A 16,715-nucleotide genomic window follows, 5' to 3' on the forward strand; every position below is an offset into this window, starting at 1 on the left:
GCAGCGCAAGGCGCCGACGGCGTGGTGCGCTGAAACTCGTGTGGCTGCAAGACGACAAATGCATCCCTTTCTGGGGCGTGATTGGACAGGGCTGGCACGACAGGACGCGCACGCAAATACGCGCCCGTGGCGCTTTCTGGCGGCAACTATAGCATCGAATATTTACTCGGAGTATTTAAGTTCCGAAACGGCCAAAACGGGGATTTTTTTGCCCCGGAATGGCCGATTTATTCGCGATTTGGTGAGAATTCGTGAGAAAGTTTGCGTGAAATCATGCTACTGAATCACAAGGCGTGGCTTCAGGCGAAGCTGCCGGCGAACTGATAGCGGTGGCCCGGATGCCACATGGTGGCGATCGAGGCGATCTTGCCGCCCGAGCGCGTCTGGCGACGCAGCACCAGGCACGCCTGTTTCGTGTCGATGGCCAGCATTTCGGCGATGTCGCGCGGCGCCGACAGCGCCTCGATGCTGTAGGTGGCGCCCTGCAGGGGCGCGGCCGCCATCAGGTACTCGTTCGGCGTGATGCTGGAAAAGTCCTGCGTCATGTAGTCGGGCGCGCAGTCGGGATTGACCCAGCGGTCTTCCACCTGGATCGGCACGCCGTTTTCAAAGTGCACGATCAGCGAATGAAACAGCGGGTGTTCCGGCACCATGCCGAATTGCTTGGCCAGCAAATCCGATGCCTTGGTGCGTTCCAGCAACTGCAAGCTGCTGCGGTGGATATGCCCGCGCGCGCGCACTTCATCGGCGATGCTCTTGATTTCCAACAAGGTCGCCTGGTATTTTTGCTGCGCCACATAAGTGCCCGATCCCTGGCGCCGCGTCAGCACCTGCTCGCTGGTCAGTTCGCGCACGGCGCGGTTGACGGTCATGCGCGAAACGCCGAATTGCTTCACCAGCGCTTGCTCGGAAGGAATGACGTCACCTTCCTTCCAGCGGCCGGCGGCGATGCCGGCCAGCAGAAAATCCTTGATGCGCTGGAAAATGGGCGTATTTTCTTGTGTAATGTGATCGTCCAATGCGGTTTCTCCGAAGCGCGGGCTGGGCGCGCCTCCGGGCGGAGGCGCGATGAACGATTTTAGCACCGAGCAAGGCAGGCGCCGCCAGCCTTTTTTTGAATTCAAAAGCAAGCGCCGGAGTGTGGCGTCCGGCGGCGCTGGCTATGCTGGCTACTTACTATCTATTTGCAGGGAGTCCGCCATGGAACACGCTTATCTGACCGACGACGAACGCTGGGACGGCGTGCAGCGGCGCGCGCCTGACGCCGACGGCGTCTTTTATTATTCGGTGCGCACGACGGGCGTGTATTGCCGGCCCTCTTGCGCGGCGCGTCCCGCCTTGCGCCGCAACGTGGCTTTCCACGCCAGCTGTGCCGCGGCGGAAGCGGCCGGCTTTCGGCCCTGCCTGCGCTGCAAGCCCGACCAGCCGCCGCTGGCCCAGCGCCAGGCGGCCGTCGTGGCCGACATCTGCCGCCTGATCGACGCCAGCGACGACTTGCCCGACCTGGACAGCCTTGCCAGGGCCGCCGGCATGAGCCGCTTTCACTTTCACCGCGTCTTCAAGGCGCACACGGGCATCACGCCGAAAGCGTATGCGGCGGCGCGGCGCGGCGAGCGGCTCAAGGCCGGCTTGCAGGGCGCCGCGAACGTCACGGACACTTTATATGCGGCCGGCTTCAATTCCAGCGGGCGCTTCTATGCCGCCACGCCGGGCTTGCTGGGCATGACGCCGGGCGCCTTCCGCGACGGCGGCAGCGGCGCCGTGATCCGCTTTGCCATCGGCGCCTGCTCGCTGGGCGCCATCCTCGTGGCCAGCACGGACAAGGGCATTTGCGCCATCCTCATCGACGACGACCCGGAAGTGCTGCTGCGCGACTTGCAGGACCGCTTTCCCCGCGCCGAGCTGCGCGGCGCCGAGCCCGAGTACGAGCAGACGGTGGCGCGCGTCGTCGGCCTGGTCGAGGCGCCGGGCCTGGGCCTGGACTTGCCGCTCGACGTGCGCGGCACCGTCTTCCAGCAGCGCGTGTGGCAAGCCTTGCGCGAGATTCCCGCCGGCAGCACCGTCAGCTATGCCGAACTGGCCCGCCGCATCGGCGCGCCGAACGGGGCGCGCGCCGTGGCGGGCGCCTGCGCCGCGAATGCGCTGGCCATCGCCATCCCCTGCCACCGCGTGGTGCGCAACGATGGCGCCCTGTCCGGCTACCGCTGGGGCGTGGAGCGCAAGCAGGCGCTGCTGGAACGCGAGGGCGAACGGTGAGGGCGCTCGATTGGCAGCGCATCGAGGATGAGCTGAATCAATATGGCTGCGCCGTCGTGCCTGGCTTGCTGAGCGGGGAGGATTGCGCCGCGCTGGCGGCGCTATATGACGACGCGTCGCGCTTTCGCAGTCGCGTGGTGATGCAGCGCCATGGATTTGGACAGGGCGAGTACCAGTATTTTGCCTATCCGCTGCCGGATGCGGTGGCCGCCCTGCGCATGGGCTTGTATCCGCGCCTGGCGCCGATTGCCAACCGCTGGCAGGCCAGCCTGGGCCTGGATGCGCGCTTTCCATTGGCGCATGCGGATTTCCTCGCGCGCTGCCATGCGGCGGGGCAGGCGCGGCCCACGCCCTTGCTGCTGCGCTATCGCGAAGGCGATTACAACTGCCTGCACCAGGACCTGTATGGCGAACACGTATTTCCGCTGCAGCTGGCCGTGCTGCTGTCGCGCCCGCACGAGGATTTCACGGGCGGCGAGTTCGTGCTGACGGAGCAGCGCCCGCGCATGCAGTCGCGTGCCGAGGTGGTGCCGCTGGCGCAGGGCGACGCCGTGCTCTTTCCCGTGGCGCAGCGCCCCGTGAACGGCACGCGCGGCAATTACCGCGTCAACATGCGGCACGGCGTGTCGCGCCTGCGTTCGGGCTCGCGCCATACCCTGGGCATCATTTTCCACGATGCGGGCTGAAGCGGATGCGTGGCGCTTGAGTTTCCGGGATTACATGGCATGATGGCTGTTCCCTGTCACTTATCGACCCTGCCATGTCCGCGTTTTTCCGCCTGCTGTGCCTATTGACGATCTTCCTCTTGCCTGCGGCCCATGCGCAGGAGGCTGCGCCATCCCTCGTCGCGGAGGCCGCCTCTGTCATGGCGCCAGCGCCTGCCGTGGCGGTCAGGACGGCGCCGCTGATGTTTGCCAACCGCAAGGTATTCGTCTTCCGCGCCGCGCTGGCCGGCTATCCGCCGGAAGAGCGGGCCACGGGCGCGCAGCGCCGCCTCGACGGCGTGCTGGCGAAGAACGGCCCCTTGAAGACGAGCACGCGCATGATTCCCGAAGGCACGCAGGTGCTGCTCGACGGCGTGCAGCTGTTTGTCGTCGTGCCCGGCGACGTCAACCAGCTGGCCGGCGACACGACGGAAAGCGTGGCGAAAACGGCGGCCGAGGAGTTGAGCAAGGCCGTGCTCGATTACCAGGAGCAGAACAGCTGGCGCTACCTGGCCATCGCCGCCGCCGTGTGCGCGGCCGCCACCCTCGTATTCTGGCTGGTGTGGATGGGCCTGACGCGCCTGTACCGCTGGGCCAAGCGCCGCAGCGGCATCCTGCTGGCCTCGCGCCTGCGCGACGTGCGCCTGAAAAACGTGCGCGTGCTCGATGCCGAGCATTACATCGCCTTTGCCTACCAGTTGCTCAGCGCCGTGCTGTGGGGCTTGCGCCTGATGGCCACGTACCTGTGGGCCGCCTTCGTGCTGGGCCGCCTGCCCTACACGCGCTCGTGGGGCGAAAGCCTGAGCGGCTACCTGTTCGACGTGGCGGCCGACGTCTTCCACGCCATCATCGGCGCCCTGCCGGGGCTGGTGCTGGTGTGCGTGATCTTCGCCATCGCGCGCCTGATCGCCGCCACGGCCGCTTCGCTGTTCAAGCGCGTGGAAAGTGGGGAACTGCAGATCGGCTGGCTCGACAAGGACACGGCCCTGCCCACGCGCCGCATCGCCAGCGTGGTGATCTGGCTGTTCGCGCTGGCCATGGCCTACCCCTACCTGCCCGGTTCGCACACGGCCGCCTTCCAGGGCCTGTCCGTGCTGGTGGGCCTGATGGTCTCGATCGGCGCGTCGAGCATCGTCGGGCAGGGGGCCAGCGGCCTGATCCTGATGTACACGCGGGCCTTGCGCAAGGGCGAATATGTGCGCGTGGGCGACAGCGAAGGCACGGTGGTCGACGTCGGCATGTTCGAGACGCGCTTGCGCACGGGCCTGGGCGAGGAAGTGGCCTTGCCGAACGCGTGGGTGATGTCGCAGACGACGAAGAACTATTCGCGCGCCCAGCCCGGCGGCGGCTTCGTGCTCGACTCCACCGTCACCATCGGCTACGCCACGCCATGGCGCCAGGTGCACGCCATGCTGGAGCTGGCCGCGTCGCGCACAACGGAACTGTCCGCCACGCCGAAACCGTATGTGATGCAGCTGGCCCTGCAGGATTATTATGTGCAATATCGCCTGGTGGCCTACGCCAGCGCGGAAGTCCCGCGCCAGCGGGCCGAAGTGCTGAACCAGCTGCACCAGAACATCATCGACGTCTTCAACGAATTCGACGTGCAGATCACCTCGCCGCACTACATCGATGACCCGAAAGAGTCGCATGTGGTGCCGCCGGAGCAGTGGTTCAGGGCGCCGGCGAAAAAGCCGCAGGACGGGGCGAAGTAAGGTCACGCGACGCGGTGCCTGATCATGGGGCAGTCCACCTGACAGCCTCGGCGCAGGCCCGTGGCGTCTTGCACGTATTGGCCGGTCGCAAGAGATCGGTGCTTGCGTTAAGATGCCGGGCGTTACAACGAAGAGAAAGCGTATTCATGTCCGAGCCATCCCGCACCGAAGTTTCCAATACCGCCCGCAGCCTGGCCGCCGCCCTGATCGGCGACCCGTTTTACCGCGCCGTCACGGTGGCGTGCGGCGAGGACGAGGCGGCGCGGCGGGACATGCTGGCGGCCTACTTCGCGCTGGCGCTGCTTGAAGGCGAACAGGCGGGCCGGGTCGACCTGGCCGATGCGGCCGGCCATGGCGCGGCCATCTGGACGACGGATGCGCCGGCGGCCGTGCGCCAGGCCGCGTATGCGCAGCGCGAGCAAGGCTTGCGCGCGCTGCTGGGAGAGCAGGGCTTCGTCCATTTCACGGCCATCGTGGCAAACATGGAACACGCGCTGGCGCCGCATGGCTTGCACGATGCGTGGTATTTGTCGATCGCCGGCATTCACCCGGACGCGCAAGGCCGCGGGCTGGGCGCCTGCGTGCTGGCGCCTGGCCTGGCGGCCGTCGATGCGGCGGGCGCCGCCTGTTTCCTGGAGACCTACAACGAACGCAGCCTGCCATTCTATCGCCGCCTCGGTTTCGACGTGGCGGCACGCCATGCGGAAGCCGTCACGGGGCGCGATTACTGGCTGATGCTGCGGCCCGCAGCAGGAAACCCGCACGCTGCCTGATTGACCATTTTGCCAATTTCTATACACTCGTCTTTTCACTTATTCACTTAAAGACTTGGAGATGGACATGCCGACCCTGCCATTGCACCGTACCCTGCTCACGCTCGCCTGCCTGGGCGCCCTGGGCCAGGCCCACGCCGACACGGTGATCGACAATGCCAATGGCTACACGCTCGACGCAAACGGCAAGGTGATCCGTTTCACGGCGCTGGCGTTTGACGACGCGGGCAAGCTCATTGCCGTCGGCAGCGCGGCCGATGTGAAACGCAAGGCGGCCAAGGGCGCCACGCATGTCGATGTGCAGGGCAAGACGGTGCTGCCGGGCCTGATCGACGCGCACGGCCACGTCTTCGGCCTGGGCACGATCGCCAGCGGCGTGATGCTGTACGGTTCCCCGTCGCTGCCGGCCGCCGTGCAGGCCGTGGGCGACTTCGCGCGCGCGCATCCGGAGCGCGGCTGGGTCGTCGGCAATGGCTGGAACCAGGAAATCTGGAAGCTGGGGCGCTTTCCCACGGCAGCGGAACTCGATGCGGCGGAAAGCGCGCGCCCCGTGTGGCTGCGCCGGGTCGATGGCCACGCGGGCTGGGCCAACAGCCGCGCGCTGGCGCTGGCCGGCATCACGCGCGATACGCCCGACCCGGCCGGCGGCAAGATCGAGCGCGACGCGGACGGCCATGCCACGGGCGTGCTGGTCGATAACGCCATGGACTTGATGGATGCCGTGCTGCCCAGGCCAGGCGACGTGGAAAACCGCGCCGCCCTCGATGGCGCGCTGGCGCAGCTGTCGCAGGTGGGCCTGACCAGCGTGCACGACGCGGGCATCGGCCGGATGCAGGACCGGCTGTTCCGCGATTATGCGGATCAGGGCAAGCTGACGGTGCGCGTGTACGGCATGATTGCCGACACGACGGACGACTTCGATGCGCTGGCGAAAAACGGTCCGCTGAACAGCTACGCGCGCGATATGTACGCCTTGCGCGCCGTCAAGCTGCTGTCCGACGGCGCCCTGGGCAGCCGCGGCGCGGCCCTGCTGGCGCCGTACAGCGACGATCCGTCTACCCGTGGCCTGCTGTTCTACCCGGATGCCGTCATGCGCGCGAAGATGGAAAAAGCCATGCGCGCCGGCTACCAGGTGAATGTGCACGCCATCGGCGACGCGGGCAACCATCAGATCCTCGACGGCTACCAGGCCCTGATCGGGCAATACCGCAGCGCGGGCCTGCGCCACCGCATGGAGCATGCGCAGGTGGTGCAATTGAGCGATATCCCCCGCTTCAAGAGCCTGGGCATCGTGCCGTCGATGCAGCCGACGCACGCCACCTCGGACCAGAACATGGCGGAGCAGCGCGTGGGGCACGAGCGCATCAAGGGCGCGTATGCGTGGCGCACCTTCCTCCAGCAGGGTTCGCGCATCGCCTGCGGCTCGGACTTCCCCATCGAGTCGCCGAACCCGTTCGAGGGCATCCACGCGGCCGTCACGCGGCAGAACAGCGAAGGCTTTCCGGCCGGCGGCTGGTATCCGCAGCAGGCGATGACGGTGACGCAGGCGCTGCGCTGCTTCACGCTCGACGCGGCCTGGGCGGCGCACCAGGAGAAAGTCATCGGCACGCTGGAACGGGGCAAATGGGCCGACTTCATCGTCGTCGACCAGGACCTGTTCAAGGTGGCGCCTGGCGCCATCGGCAAGACGCAGGTGCTGCAGACGTGGGTGGCGGGCAAGCGAGTATTCGAGAAAAAATAGGCGGTTTACGCTTGCAAAAATCTGTTGACTTGGTTGTATAGACAACCTATGCTGGGAGCACCAGAGCGGGTCACGCATGCCCGCTCGCCCCCTACGAGGAGACAGCATGAACAGCACAATGGACACCGATCCACGCTTTGATGCCAGCCGCACCGTCCGCGCCCCGCGCGGCACGGTGATGGCTTGCAAGAGTTGGCAGGCCGAGGCGGCCTACCGCATGTTGCAAAACAACCTGGACCCGGAAGTGGCGGAAAACCCGCAGCACCTGGTCGTCTACGGCGGCATCGGCCGCGCGGCCCGCAACTGGGCCTGCTTCGACCAGATCCTCGCCTCGCTGCGCGAGCTGGAAGATGACCAGACCCTGCTGATCCAGTCCGGCAAGCCGGTGGGCGTGTTCCAGACCCACGCGGACGCGCCGCGCGTGCTGATCGCGAACTCCAACCTGGTGCCGAAATGGGCCAACTGGGAGCACTTCAACGAACTCGATCGCCAGGGCCTGTTCATGTACGGCCAGATGACGGCCGGCAGCTGGATCTACATCGGCACGCAGGGCATCGTGCAAGGCACGTATGAAACCTTCGCCGAGGCGGGCCGCCAGCATTTCGGCGGCGACTGGGCCGGGCGCTGGATCCTGACGGCGGGCCTGGGCGGCATGGGCGGCGCGCAGCCGCTGGCCGCCACCATGGCGGGCGCCGTCTCGCTCAATATCGAATGCCAGCAAAGCAGCATCGACTTCCGCCTGCGCACGCGCTACCTGGACAAGCAGGCGGCCAGCCTGGATGAGGCCCTGGAACTGGTCAAGTACCACACCGAACGCAAGGAAGCCATTTCCATCGGCTTGCTGGGCAACGCGGCCGAAGTGCTGCCGGAGCTGGTGCGCCGCGCGAAGGAGGGGGGGCTGGTGCCCGACCTGGTGACTGACCAGACGTCCGCGCACGACCTGGTCAACGGCTACCTGCCGCGCGGCTGGAGCGTGTCGGACTGGAAGGCGGCGCAGCAGGACCCGCAGCGCCATGCGCGCCTGACGGTGGCCGCCGCCGATTCCTGCGCCGCCCATGTGCAGGCCATGCTCGATTTCCACGCCATGGGCGTGCACACTGTCGATTACGGCAACAACATCCGCCAGGTGGCGTTCGACCAGGGCGTGCAGAACGCCTTCGACTTCCCCGGCTTCGTGCCCGCGTACATCCGCCCGCAGTTCTGCGAGGGACGGGGGCCGTTCCGCTGGGTGGCCTTGTCGGGCGATCCGGAAGACATCTATAAAACGGATGCGAAGATCAAGGAGCTGTTCCCGCACCACAGGCAGGTGCACCACTGGCTGGACATGGCGCGCGAGCGCATCGCCTTCCAGGGCCTGCCGGCGCGCATCTGCTGGCTGGGACTGGGCGAGCGCCACATCGCGGGCCTGGCCTTCAACGAGATGGTGCGCACGGGCGAGCTGAAGGCGCCCATCGTCATCGGCCGCGACCACCTGGACACGGGTTCCGTGGCCAGCCCGAACCGCGAGACGGAAAGCATGAAGGACGGCACGGATGCCGTCTCCGACTGGCCGCTGCTCAACGCCATGCTCAATACGGCCGGCGGCGCCACCTGGGTCTCGCTGCATCATGGCGGCGGCGTGGGAATGGGGTATTCTCAGCATGCGGGCATGGTCATCGTGGCCGATGGCAGCGAAGCGGCGGCGAAACGCCTGGCGCGCGTGCTGGTCAACGACAGCGGCTCGGGCGTGATGCGCCATGCCGATGCCGGCTATGAAACGGCGGCCGCCTGCGCCAAGCGCAACGGCCTGATTCTTCCCATGATTCCCTGAGACCTTGATCCGAATGACTATGACACAGCATGCCAAAAGTTGGACCCTGAAACCGGGCGCGATGACCCTGGCCGACCTGCGCGGCGTATGGGCCGCGCCCGCCAAACTGATCCTCGCCGCCGAGGCCTATCCCGTCATCGAGGCGTCGGCCGCCGCCGTGCAGGCCATCGTCGCCAAGGGCGATGCGGCCTACGGCATCAACACGGGCTTCGGCTTGCTCGCCAAGACGCGCATTCCCGATGAAAAGCTCGAGCAATTGCAGCGCAACCTGATCCTGTCGCATTCGGTCGGCACGGGCGAACTGCTGTCGGACGCCGTCGTGCGCCTGATCATGCTGATGAAGATCGGCAGCCTGGCGCGCGGCTTTTCCGGCGTGCGCCCGCTGATCGTCGACACCCTGATCGCCCTGTACAACGCGGGCATCATGCCGGCCATTCCCGCCAAGGGCTCCGTCGGCGCCTCGGGCGACCTGGCGCCGCTGTCGCACATGACGCTGGCCATGCTGGGCGTGGGCGATGTGCGCGTCAACGGCGAACTGATGCCGGCGCCGGACGCGCTGGCGCAGGCGGGCATCGCGCCCGTGGTGCTGGCGGCGAAGGAGGGCCTGGCGCTGATCAACGGCACGCAGGTGTCGAACGCGCTGGCGCTGCATGGCCTGTTCATGGCCGAGCGCCTGTTGGAAGCGGCGATGGTCACGGGCGCGCTGTCGCTCGACGCGGCCAAGGGCAGCGATGCGCCGTTCGACGCGCGCGTGCACGCCGTGCGCGGCCAGCCAGGCCAGATCCTGGCGGCGCAGATGTACCGCCAGCTGGTGGCGCACAGCGCGATTCGCGCCTCGCACCTGGAAGGCGACGAGCGCGTGCAGGACCCGTACAGCCTGCGCTGCCAGCCGCAAGTCATGGGCGCCTGTCTGGACCTGATCGGCAATGTCGGCCGCACCCTGCTGATCGAAGCCAATGCCGTCACCGACAACCCGCTGATCTTCCAGGATGGTCCCAACGGACAGGCGGAAATCGTCTCGGGCGGCAATTTCCATGCGGAGCCGGTGGCCTTTGCGGCCGACACGCTGGCGCTGGCGATCGCTGAAATCGGCGCGCTGGCCGAGCGCCGCATCGCGCTGCTGATCGATGCCACGCTGTCCGGCCTGCCGCCCTTCCTCGTGCGCGATCCGGGCGTCAATTCCGGCTTCATGATCGCCCACGTGACGGCCGCCGCGCTGGCGTCGGAAAACAAGTCGCTCGCGCATCCGGCCAGCGTCGACAGCCTGCCGACGTCGGCCAACCAGGAAGACCACGTGAGCATGGCCACGTTCGCCGGGCGCCGCCTGGACGACATGGCGCACAACACGGCCGTCATCGTCGGCATCGAGTTGCTGGCCGCGGCGCAGGGCATCGATTTCCACCGCCCGCTGAAAACCTCGCCGCACCTCGAGCACGTGCACCAGCAGCTGCGCCAGAAAGTGCCGTTCTTCGACGCCGACCGCTTCTTTGCGCCCGATATCGAGGCGGCCAAGCAGATGGTCTTGCGCGGTGAGCTGAGCACCACGTGCAAGAGCCTGTTCGCCCCGCTGTACGCCTAGACATGAACTGACGCCTGGCCGGCCCTCGGGCAAGCGCCGGGCGCAAGGAGACGACAATGGATTTCCGTTTCAACGAAGGCAGCATCCCGCTGCTGGTGTCGATGCCCCACGTGGGCACCGATATTCCCGACGATATCGCCGCGCGCATGACGCCGCAGGCGCTGATCAAGGCCGACACGGACTGGCATCTGCGCGAGCTGTATGGCTTTTTGCACGAGATGGATGCATCCGTGCTGTCGGCGCGCTGGTCGCGCTACACCATCGACTTGAACCGCCCGCAGGAAGACACCAATCTGTATCCGGGCCAGGACACGACGGGCTTGCTGCCCAACGATACCTTCCACCGCGAGCCGCTGTACCTGCCGGGGCGCGAACCCGACGCACAGGACGTGCAGCAGCGCTTGCAGCGCTACTGGGCGCCGTACCACCGGCAGCTGCGCGCGGAACTGGAGCGCCTGCTGCGCGTGCACGGCGCCGTGGTGCTGTGGGACGCCCATTCCATCGCCTCGCGCGTGCCGCGCTTTTTCGAGGGCAAGCTGCCCGACCTGAATTTCGGCACGGCCGACGGCGCCAGCTGCGATGGCGGCCTGACGTCCGCCGTGGTGGATATCGCGCGCGCGCAGGAACAATTCACCGTGGCGCTGAACGGGCGCTTCAAGGGCGGGCATATCACGCGCCATTACGGCCAGCCGGAAAGCCGCGTGCATGCGATTCAGCTGGAGATGTGCCAGTGCCTGTACATGGATGAAGCGGCGCCGTTCGGCTACCGGCCCGACCTGGCCGCGCAGGTGCAGCCGCTGCTGCGCCAGATGATGGAAGCGGCCGTGGCATGGGTGGCGCGTTGAACGGCTGCCTGTTCGCGCGCCACGCGCTGCTGCCGCAGGGCTGGCGCCGCGACGTGCTGCTGGCATGGGATGCGGCCGGCGATTTGATGCATGTCACGGAAGGCGCCGCGCCGCCGCCTGGCGCGGAAGTGGCGGAATACGTCTTGCCCGGCATGGTCAACCTGCATTCGCACGCCTTCCAGCGCGCGCTGGGCGGCATGACGGAAGTCGCCGGGGATGGCGCTGGCAAGGTAGCGGACAGCTTCTGGACCTGGCGCGAGCTGATGTACCGCTTCGCGCGCCACATCACGCCGCAGCAGATGGAAACCATCGCCGCGCAGCTGTTCGCCGAATGCCTGCGCCATGGCTACACGGCCGTCTGCGAATTTCACTACCTGCAGCGCGATGCGGGCGGCGCCCTGTATGCGCGTCCCGCCGAGACGGCCGAGCGCGTGCTGGCCGCGGCGCGCATCAGCGGCATCGGCATGAGCATGCTGCCGGTGCTGTACAGCCATGCGGGCTTCGGCGAACAAGCGTTGAAACCGGAGCAGGCGCGCTTCCGCACGGATGCGGACGATGTCCTGCGCATCATCGAAGCGCTGGCGCCGCTGCGCGGCGGGCAGGTGGAAGTGGGCTTTGCGCCGCATTCGCTGCGCGCGGCCAGCGTGGAACAGATCCGCGAAGTGGCGGCGGCGCTGCCTGCGGGCCGTCCCATCCACATCCACATCGCCGAGCAGCAGGGCGAAGTGCGCCAGAGCCTCGACTTCAGCGGCCGGCGCCCGGTGCAGTACCTGTACGAGCAGGTCGACGTCGATGCGCGCTGGTGCCTGGTGCACGCCACGCATGTGCAGCCCGACGAGGTGGCGCAGATGGCCGCCAGCGGCGCCGTGGCGGGCCTGTGCCCGACGACGGAGGCGAACCTGGGCGATGGCCTGTTCCCGCTGGCCGAATTCATCGCCGCCGGCGGGGCATTTGGCGTCGGCAGCGACAGCCACGTGTCGCAGTCGCCGGTGGAGGAATTGCGCTGGCTCGAATATGGCCAGCGTTTGCAGCGCCAGCAGCGCAATGTCGCCGCCACGCCGGATGAACGCCATGTAGGCGACTACCTGTGGCAGGCGGCCTTGCGCGGCGGCGCGCAGGCGGCCGGGCGCAAGCTGGGCGCGCTGGCGCCGGGCTGCCGTGCCGACCTGCTGGTGCTCGACGAGGCGCACGTCAACCTGGGCGGCGTGACCATCGACGATGTGCTGGGCAGTTTTCTCTTCTGCGGCAACGACAACCTGGTACGCGACGTGCTGTGCGGCGGCCGCTGGCAGGTGCGCGGCGGGCGCCACGTGGCGCAGGACGCCATCGCCACCGCCTACAAGCGCACGCTGGCGCAACTGAGGGCGCTCTGATGGCCACCTTCATCCCGCACGAATGCCTGCGTGCCGCGCCGTGGAAAAATGGCGGCGGCAGCACGACGGAAATCGCCATTTCGCCAGCGGGCGCCGGCTTCGACGATTTCGACTGGCGCATCAGCCTGGCGACGATCACGGCCAGCGGGCCGTTTTCCAGCTTTCCCGGCATCGACCGCAGCCTGATGCTGGTCGATGGCGACAGCGTGCAGCTGATGCTCGATGGCGCGCGCAAGGTGACCTTGAGCGCGGCGCAGCCCATGCTGTGGTTTCCCGGCGAGGCGGCCGTCGATGCGCAAGTCAAGGGGCCGACCACGGATTTCAATGTGATGACGCGGCGCGACCGCTGCCGCCACCAGCTGGAAAAAATCACGGCGCCGGTCAATCTGGCGCGGCGCAGCGCTGCCACCTTGCTGTTCGTCGCCGGCGAGGGACCCGTGCTGGCGCGCGCCAGCGACCAGCAGTTCGCGCTGGCCCGCTACGACGCGCTGCTGCTGGACGCCGACGATGCGCAGGACTGGCGGCTCGACGCCTTGCAGCGCACGGCCGTGTTCCGCGTCGACCTGTTCATCTAACGAGGAAAACACCGATGCAAGACTGGGATCTGGTCATCCACAACGTCCACCTGGCCACCATGGAGCACGGCTACGGCGAACTGCTCGACGCGGCCATCGCCGTCAAGGATGGCCGCATCGCCTGGTTCGGCCCCGGCGACGAACTGCCGGCCAGCGGCGCGCCCCTGTTCGACGGCCAGGGCTGCTGGCTGACGCCGGGCCTGATCGACTGCCATACGCACATCGTCCACGCGGGCAACCGCAGCGACGAATTCGAGGCGCGCCTGAACGGCGCCAGCTATGAAGACATCAGCCGCGCCGGCGGCGGCATCATGTCCACCGTGCGCGCCACGCGCGCTGCCAGCGACGAGGAATTGCTGCGGCAAAGCCTGCCCCGCGTGCTGGCGCTGCTGGCCGAGGGCGTGACCACGTTGGAGATCAAGTCCGGCTATGGCCTGGCTGCGGACAGCGAGGCGAAGATGCTGCGCGTGGCGCGCCGGATCGGGCAGACTCTGCCAGTCACCGTGCGCACCACGTTTCTTGGCGCGCACGCGCTGCCGCCCGAGTATGCGGGCCAGGCCGATGCGTATATCGACCTGCTGTGCAGGCAGATGCTGCCGGCGCTCGCCGGCGATGGCCTGGTCGACGCCGTCGACGCCTTTTGCGAGCGCATCGGCTTTACGCCGGCGCAAACCGAAACGGTGTTCGAGGCGGCGCGCGCCCTGAATCTGCCCGTCAAACTGCATGCGGAGCAGCTGTCCGACCTGGGCGGCGCGGCCCTGGTGGCGCGCTACGGCGGCCTGTCGGCCGACCACCTGGAATTCTTGTCGGACGAGGGCATCGCCGCCATGGCGCGGCACGGCACGGTGGCCGTGCTGCTGCCCGGTGCGTATTACTTTTTGCGCGAGACGCAGCCACCGCCCGTCGCGGGGCTGCGCGCGGCCGGCGTGCCGATGGCCGTGTCCACCGATTGCAACCCGGGCACCTCGCCCATGACGTCCCTGCTGCTGGCGATGAACATGGCCTGCACCCTGTGGCGCCTCACGCCGCAGGAAGCGCTGGCCGGCTGCACCATCCACGCGGCGCGCGCATTGGGCCTGCAGCAGGAAACGGGCAGCCTGGTGGTCGGCAAGCGCGCCGATTTCGCCCTGTGGCGCATCGCGCGTCCGGCCGATCTGGCGTATGCGCTGGGCCTGAACCCGTGCGCCGGCGTGGTGCATGGCGGTGTCTGGCGCATGCCGGTGGTAAGCTTGGCGGATTGATCATTCGTCCGGAGCGCCGCGTGCGTTGCATCTACCTGCTGTTGATGTTTGTTTTCGGCGCCGCGGCGCCCGCGCATGCCATGGACGCCGGCACCCTGAAGGTGGGCTCGAAGCGCTTCACGGAATCGTACATCCTCGGCGAGATCGTCAGGCAGAGCGCCGCGCCGCACGTCGCGGCGCAGCACCGCCAGGGCCTGGGCAACACGGCCATCGTGCTGGCCGCGCTGCAGGCGGGCAGCATCGACGTGTATGCCGAATACATGGGCACCATCGCCAGCGAAATCCTCAAGCACGACAAACCGATCGACCTGGAACAGATGCGGCGTGAACTGGCGCCGCTGGGCCTGGGCGTGGCCGTGCCGCTGGGATTCAATAATACCTATGCGCTGGCCGTGCGCGGCGATGAAAAATCCATCGCCAGCCTGGCGCAGCTGGCGCAGCAGCCTGGCCTCAAATTCGGCCTGTCGCATGAGTTCATCGGCCGCGTCGACGGCTGGCCGGGCCTGGCCGCGCGCTATGGCTTGCCGCAGCGCCCGCGCGGCCTCGATCACGGCATCGCCTATGAAGCGCTGGAGCAGCGCCAGGTGGACGTGATCGACATCTATTCGACGGATGCGAAGATACGCCAGTACGGCTTGCGCGTGCTGGCCGACACGCAGCACTATTTCCCCCGCTACGACGCCATGCTGCTGTACCGGCTCGACGTGCCGGCGCGCTTTCCCGCCGCCTGGCAGGCGCTGCAAGCGCTGCAGGGGCGCATCAGCGAGAGCGACATGATCGCCATGAACGCGCAAGTGGAAATCGACGGCAAGAGCTTTGCCGGCGTGGCGCGGCAATGGCTGGCGTCGGGCAAGGCGGCAGGCAAGCCGGCTGCCGCCAGCGCCGCGGGCGTGCGCAGCGGGCTGCTGGCGAAAATCATCGGCGACGACTTGTGGACCCTGACGCGCCAGCATGTGACCCTGGTCCTGCTGTCGGTGGCGCTGGCGTGCGTGATCGGCATTCCGCTGGGCGTGCTGGCGGCGTTTTCGGCGCCGCTGCGGCAAACGGTGCTGGCGCTCGTCGGCGTGCTGCAGACGGTGCCCTCGCTGGCGCTGCTGGCGATCTTGATCCCCGTGCTGGGCATGATCGGCACCGTGCCGGCGCTGGTGGCGCTATTCGTCTACGCGCTGCTGCCCATCGTGCGCAACACGTGCACGGGCATCCTGCAAGTGCCGCAAGGCTTGCGCATGGCGGCGCTGGCGCTGGGCTTGAGCAAGCGCGACCGCCTGCTGCACGTGGATTTGCCGCTGGCCTTGCCCGTCATGCTGGCAGGCATCAAAACGGCGGCCGTGATGAGCGTGGGCACGGCCACGATTGCCGCCTTCATCGGCGCGGGCGGCTACGGCGAACGCATCACCATCGGCCTGGCCCTGAATGACAACGACATGCTGCTGGCCGGCGCGATCCCCGCAGCCGTGCTGGCCCTGCTGACGCAGGGCTTGTTCGAGCTGGTGGAGCGCTGGGCCGTGGCTGGCCGGCAGCGCTGACGGCATCACGGTTACAGAGAGTGCAGTTTCGAGCGCACCGAGACGACCGCCTGGTGCAGGATGCGTTCGGCCTGGAAGTCGTTCTCGCGCTGTTCGGCGATGGCTTGCAGGTCGCGCGTGTAGCGTTCCAGGCGCGAGCGCAGGTAGGCGCGGTAGATTTTCATGACGAGTGGTTTGGCAGAAACATTCATGATGTGGCTCCCGGGTGCGTAATGATGCGTTCATTTTGTGTGAGCGGAATGCCGCCACTTTGCGTCACATCAAACGCCATGACCCCGTCAAATTGGCGCGGTTGACATTACGCAATGCCCCCAAGGCCGAAGATGCCACACTGCATCTTTCCTGCTTACCCTAGCCAATGTTGCGCAGCAGGTTATCCGCAGATTCGTCTCCCCCTGAAGTGCTTTCAAGGAGTGTCGCATGGTCATTTTTGCCGTGGTTGCTGGCTGCATCGCCTGTCTGACAGTGTACCAAATCTATAAAAAATCGCAGGGAGCAAGTGGGGTTGCGCCACAACATATCGGCTTGCATGGCACATTGATTGAACCACGGAAATAATCAGTGTCATCCGAGCGAC

Annotated in this window: 15 protein-coding genes; 13 read left to right on the forward strand and 2 right to left on the reverse strand. The window is 67.2% G+C overall.

Features of this window, described 5'->3' with window-relative positions; all coding sequences use genetic code 11:
• Positions 1 to 299: 299 nt before the first annotated feature.
• Complete coding sequence (hutC, locus tag O0880_RS01605; protein ID WP_289884711.1) at positions 300 to 1,019, reverse strand: histidine utilization repressor; 720 nt, start codon at positions 1,017 to 1,019, stop codon at positions 300 to 302.
• A gap of 181 nt (positions 1,020 to 1,200) precedes the next feature.
• Here hutC and ada point away from each other — a divergent pair, with 181 nt between their 5' ends.
• The 12 genes from ada to O0880_RS01665 all read left to right on the forward strand — a co-directional run bounded on the left by ada (position 1,201) and on the right by O0880_RS01665 (position 16,138).
• A complete protein-coding gene (gene ada, locus O0880_RS01610) occupies positions 1,201 to 2,256 on the forward strand; it encodes a bifunctional DNA-binding transcriptional regulator/O6-methylguanine-DNA methyltransferase Ada (RefSeq protein ID WP_071321894.1) in 1,056 nt (351 codons plus the stop codon).
• Positions 2,253 to 2,942, forward strand: coding sequence for a 2OG-Fe(II) oxygenase (locus tag O0880_RS01615; protein ID WP_289884714.1), 690 nt, complete (start codon positions 2,253 to 2,255; stop codon positions 2,940 to 2,942). Before ada ends, O0880_RS01615 begins: the two co-directional genes overlap by 4 nt.
• Positions 2,943 to 3,016: 74 nt before the next feature.
• A complete protein-coding gene (locus tag O0880_RS01620) occupies positions 3,017 to 4,675 on the forward strand; it encodes a mechanosensitive ion channel domain-containing protein (RefSeq protein WP_289884716.1) in 1,659 nt (552 codons plus the stop codon).
• 146 nt (positions 4,676 to 4,821) lie between these two features.
• Entirely contained in the window at positions 4,822 to 5,448 is a 627-nt protein-coding gene (locus tag O0880_RS01625; RefSeq protein WP_289884717.1) for a GNAT family N-acetyltransferase, read from the forward strand.
• Between the two features lie 67 nt (positions 5,449 to 5,515).
• Complete coding sequence (locus tag O0880_RS01630; protein ID WP_289884718.1) at positions 5,516 to 7,189, forward strand: amidohydrolase; 1,674 nt, start codon at positions 5,516 to 5,518, stop codon at positions 7,187 to 7,189.
• Between the two features lie 106 nt (positions 7,190 to 7,295).
• A complete protein-coding gene (gene hutU, locus O0880_RS01635) occupies positions 7,296 to 8,999 on the forward strand; it encodes a urocanate hydratase (protein WP_289884719.1) in 1,704 nt (567 codons plus the stop codon).
• Positions 9,000 to 9,018: 19 nt separating this feature from the next.
• Positions 9,019 to 10,578 (forward strand): histidine ammonia-lyase, encoded by a 1,560-nt coding sequence (gene hutH, locus O0880_RS01640; RefSeq protein WP_289884720.1) that lies wholly within the window; start codon positions 9,019 to 9,021, stop codon positions 10,576 to 10,578.
• A gap of 56 nt (positions 10,579 to 10,634) precedes the next feature.
• Entirely contained in the window at positions 10,635 to 11,423 is a 789-nt protein-coding gene (gene hutG / locus O0880_RS01645; protein ID WP_071321901.1) for an N-formylglutamate deformylase, read from the forward strand.
• Complete coding sequence (locus O0880_RS01650) at positions 11,408 to 12,796, forward strand: formimidoylglutamate deiminase (RefSeq protein WP_289884721.1); 1,389 nt, start codon at positions 11,408 to 11,410, stop codon at positions 12,794 to 12,796. Before hutG ends, O0880_RS01650 begins: the two co-directional genes overlap by 16 nt.
• Positions 12,796 to 13,371, forward strand: coding sequence for a HutD family protein (locus O0880_RS01655; protein ID WP_071321903.1), 576 nt, complete (start codon positions 12,796 to 12,798; stop codon positions 13,369 to 13,371). The genes O0880_RS01650 and O0880_RS01655 overlap by 1 nt, the downstream gene beginning before the upstream one ends.
• A 14-nt stretch (positions 13,372 to 13,385) precedes the next feature.
• On the forward strand, positions 13,386 to 14,612 hold the full coding sequence (hutI, locus tag O0880_RS01660) for an imidazolonepropionase (protein WP_071321904.1): 1,227 nt from the start codon (positions 13,386 to 13,388) through the stop codon (positions 14,610 to 14,612).
• Between the two features lie 44 nt (positions 14,613 to 14,656).
• A complete protein-coding gene (locus O0880_RS01665; protein WP_289887266.1) occupies positions 14,657 to 16,138 on the forward strand; it encodes a glycine betaine ABC transporter substrate-binding protein in 1,482 nt (493 codons plus the stop codon).
• Positions 16,139 to 16,149: 11 nt separating this feature from the next.
• Here O0880_RS01665 and O0880_RS01670 read toward each other — a convergent pair whose 3' ends face one another.
• Positions 16,150 to 16,329 carry a hypothetical protein gene (locus O0880_RS01670; RefSeq protein ID WP_034746290.1) on the reverse strand — a complete coding sequence of 60 codons (180 nt, stop codon included), beginning with the start codon at positions 16,327 to 16,329 and terminating at the stop codon, positions 16,150 to 16,152.
• A 229-nt stretch (positions 16,330 to 16,558) separates the two neighbouring features.
• On the opposite strand from O0880_RS01670, the gene O0880_RS01675 reads away from it, so the two are divergent.
• A complete protein-coding gene (locus O0880_RS01675; RefSeq protein WP_289884724.1) occupies positions 16,559 to 16,696 on the forward strand; it encodes a hypothetical protein in 138 nt (45 codons plus the stop codon).
• The last annotated feature ends 19 nt before the right edge of the window (positions 16,697 to 16,715 follow it).

Source organism: Janthinobacterium sp. SUN118, from assembly GCF_030397695.1.
Taxonomy (GTDB): domain Bacteria; phylum Pseudomonadota; class Gammaproteobacteria; order Burkholderiales; family Burkholderiaceae_D; genus Janthinobacterium.

What these genes read in the sequence shown, in the direction of transcription:
- ada (WP_071321894.1), top strand. Translation starts at nt 1,201, where the DNA reads ATGGAACACGCTTATCTGACCGACGACGAACGCTGGGACGGCGTGCAG.
- O0880_RS01620 (WP_289884716.1), top strand. Translation starts at nt 3,017, where the DNA reads ATGTCCGCGTTTTTCCGCCTGCTGTGCCTATTGACGATCTTCCTCTTG.
- O0880_RS01625 (WP_289884717.1), top strand. Translation starts at nt 4,822, where the DNA reads ATGTCCGAGCCATCCCGCACCGAAGTTTCCAATACCGCCCGCAGCCTG.
- O0880_RS01630 (WP_289884718.1), top strand. Translation starts at nt 5,516, where the DNA reads ATGCCGACCCTGCCATTGCACCGTACCCTGCTCACGCTCGCCTGCCTG.
- hutU (WP_289884719.1), top strand. Translation starts at nt 7,296, where the DNA reads ATGAACAGCACAATGGACACCGATCCACGCTTTGATGCCAGCCGCACC.
- hutH (WP_289884720.1), top strand. Translation starts at nt 9,019, where the DNA reads ATGACACAGCATGCCAAAAGTTGGACCCTGAAACCGGGCGCGATGACC.
- hutG (WP_071321901.1), top strand. Translation starts at nt 10,635, where the DNA reads ATGGATTTCCGTTTCAACGAAGGCAGCATCCCGCTGCTGGTGTCGATG.
- O0880_RS01650 (WP_289884721.1), top strand. Translation starts at nt 11,408, where the DNA reads ATGGGTGGCGCGTTGAACGGCTGCCTGTTCGCGCGCCACGCGCTGCTG.
- O0880_RS01655 (WP_071321903.1), top strand. Translation starts at nt 12,796, where the DNA reads ATGGCCACCTTCATCCCGCACGAATGCCTGCGTGCCGCGCCGTGGAAA.
- hutI (WP_071321904.1), top strand. Translation starts at nt 13,386, where the DNA reads ATGCAAGACTGGGATCTGGTCATCCACAACGTCCACCTGGCCACCATG.
- O0880_RS01665 (WP_289887266.1), top strand. Translation starts at nt 14,657, where the DNA reads ATGTTTGTTTTCGGCGCCGCGGCGCCCGCGCATGCCATGGACGCCGGC.
- O0880_RS01670 (WP_034746290.1), bottom strand. Translation starts at nt 16,329, where the DNA reads ATGAATGTTTCTGCCAAACCACTCGTCATGAAAATCTACCGCGCCTAC.
- O0880_RS01675 (WP_289884724.1), top strand. Translation starts at nt 16,559, where the DNA reads ATGGTCATTTTTGCCGTGGTTGCTGGCTGCATCGCCTGTCTGACAGTG.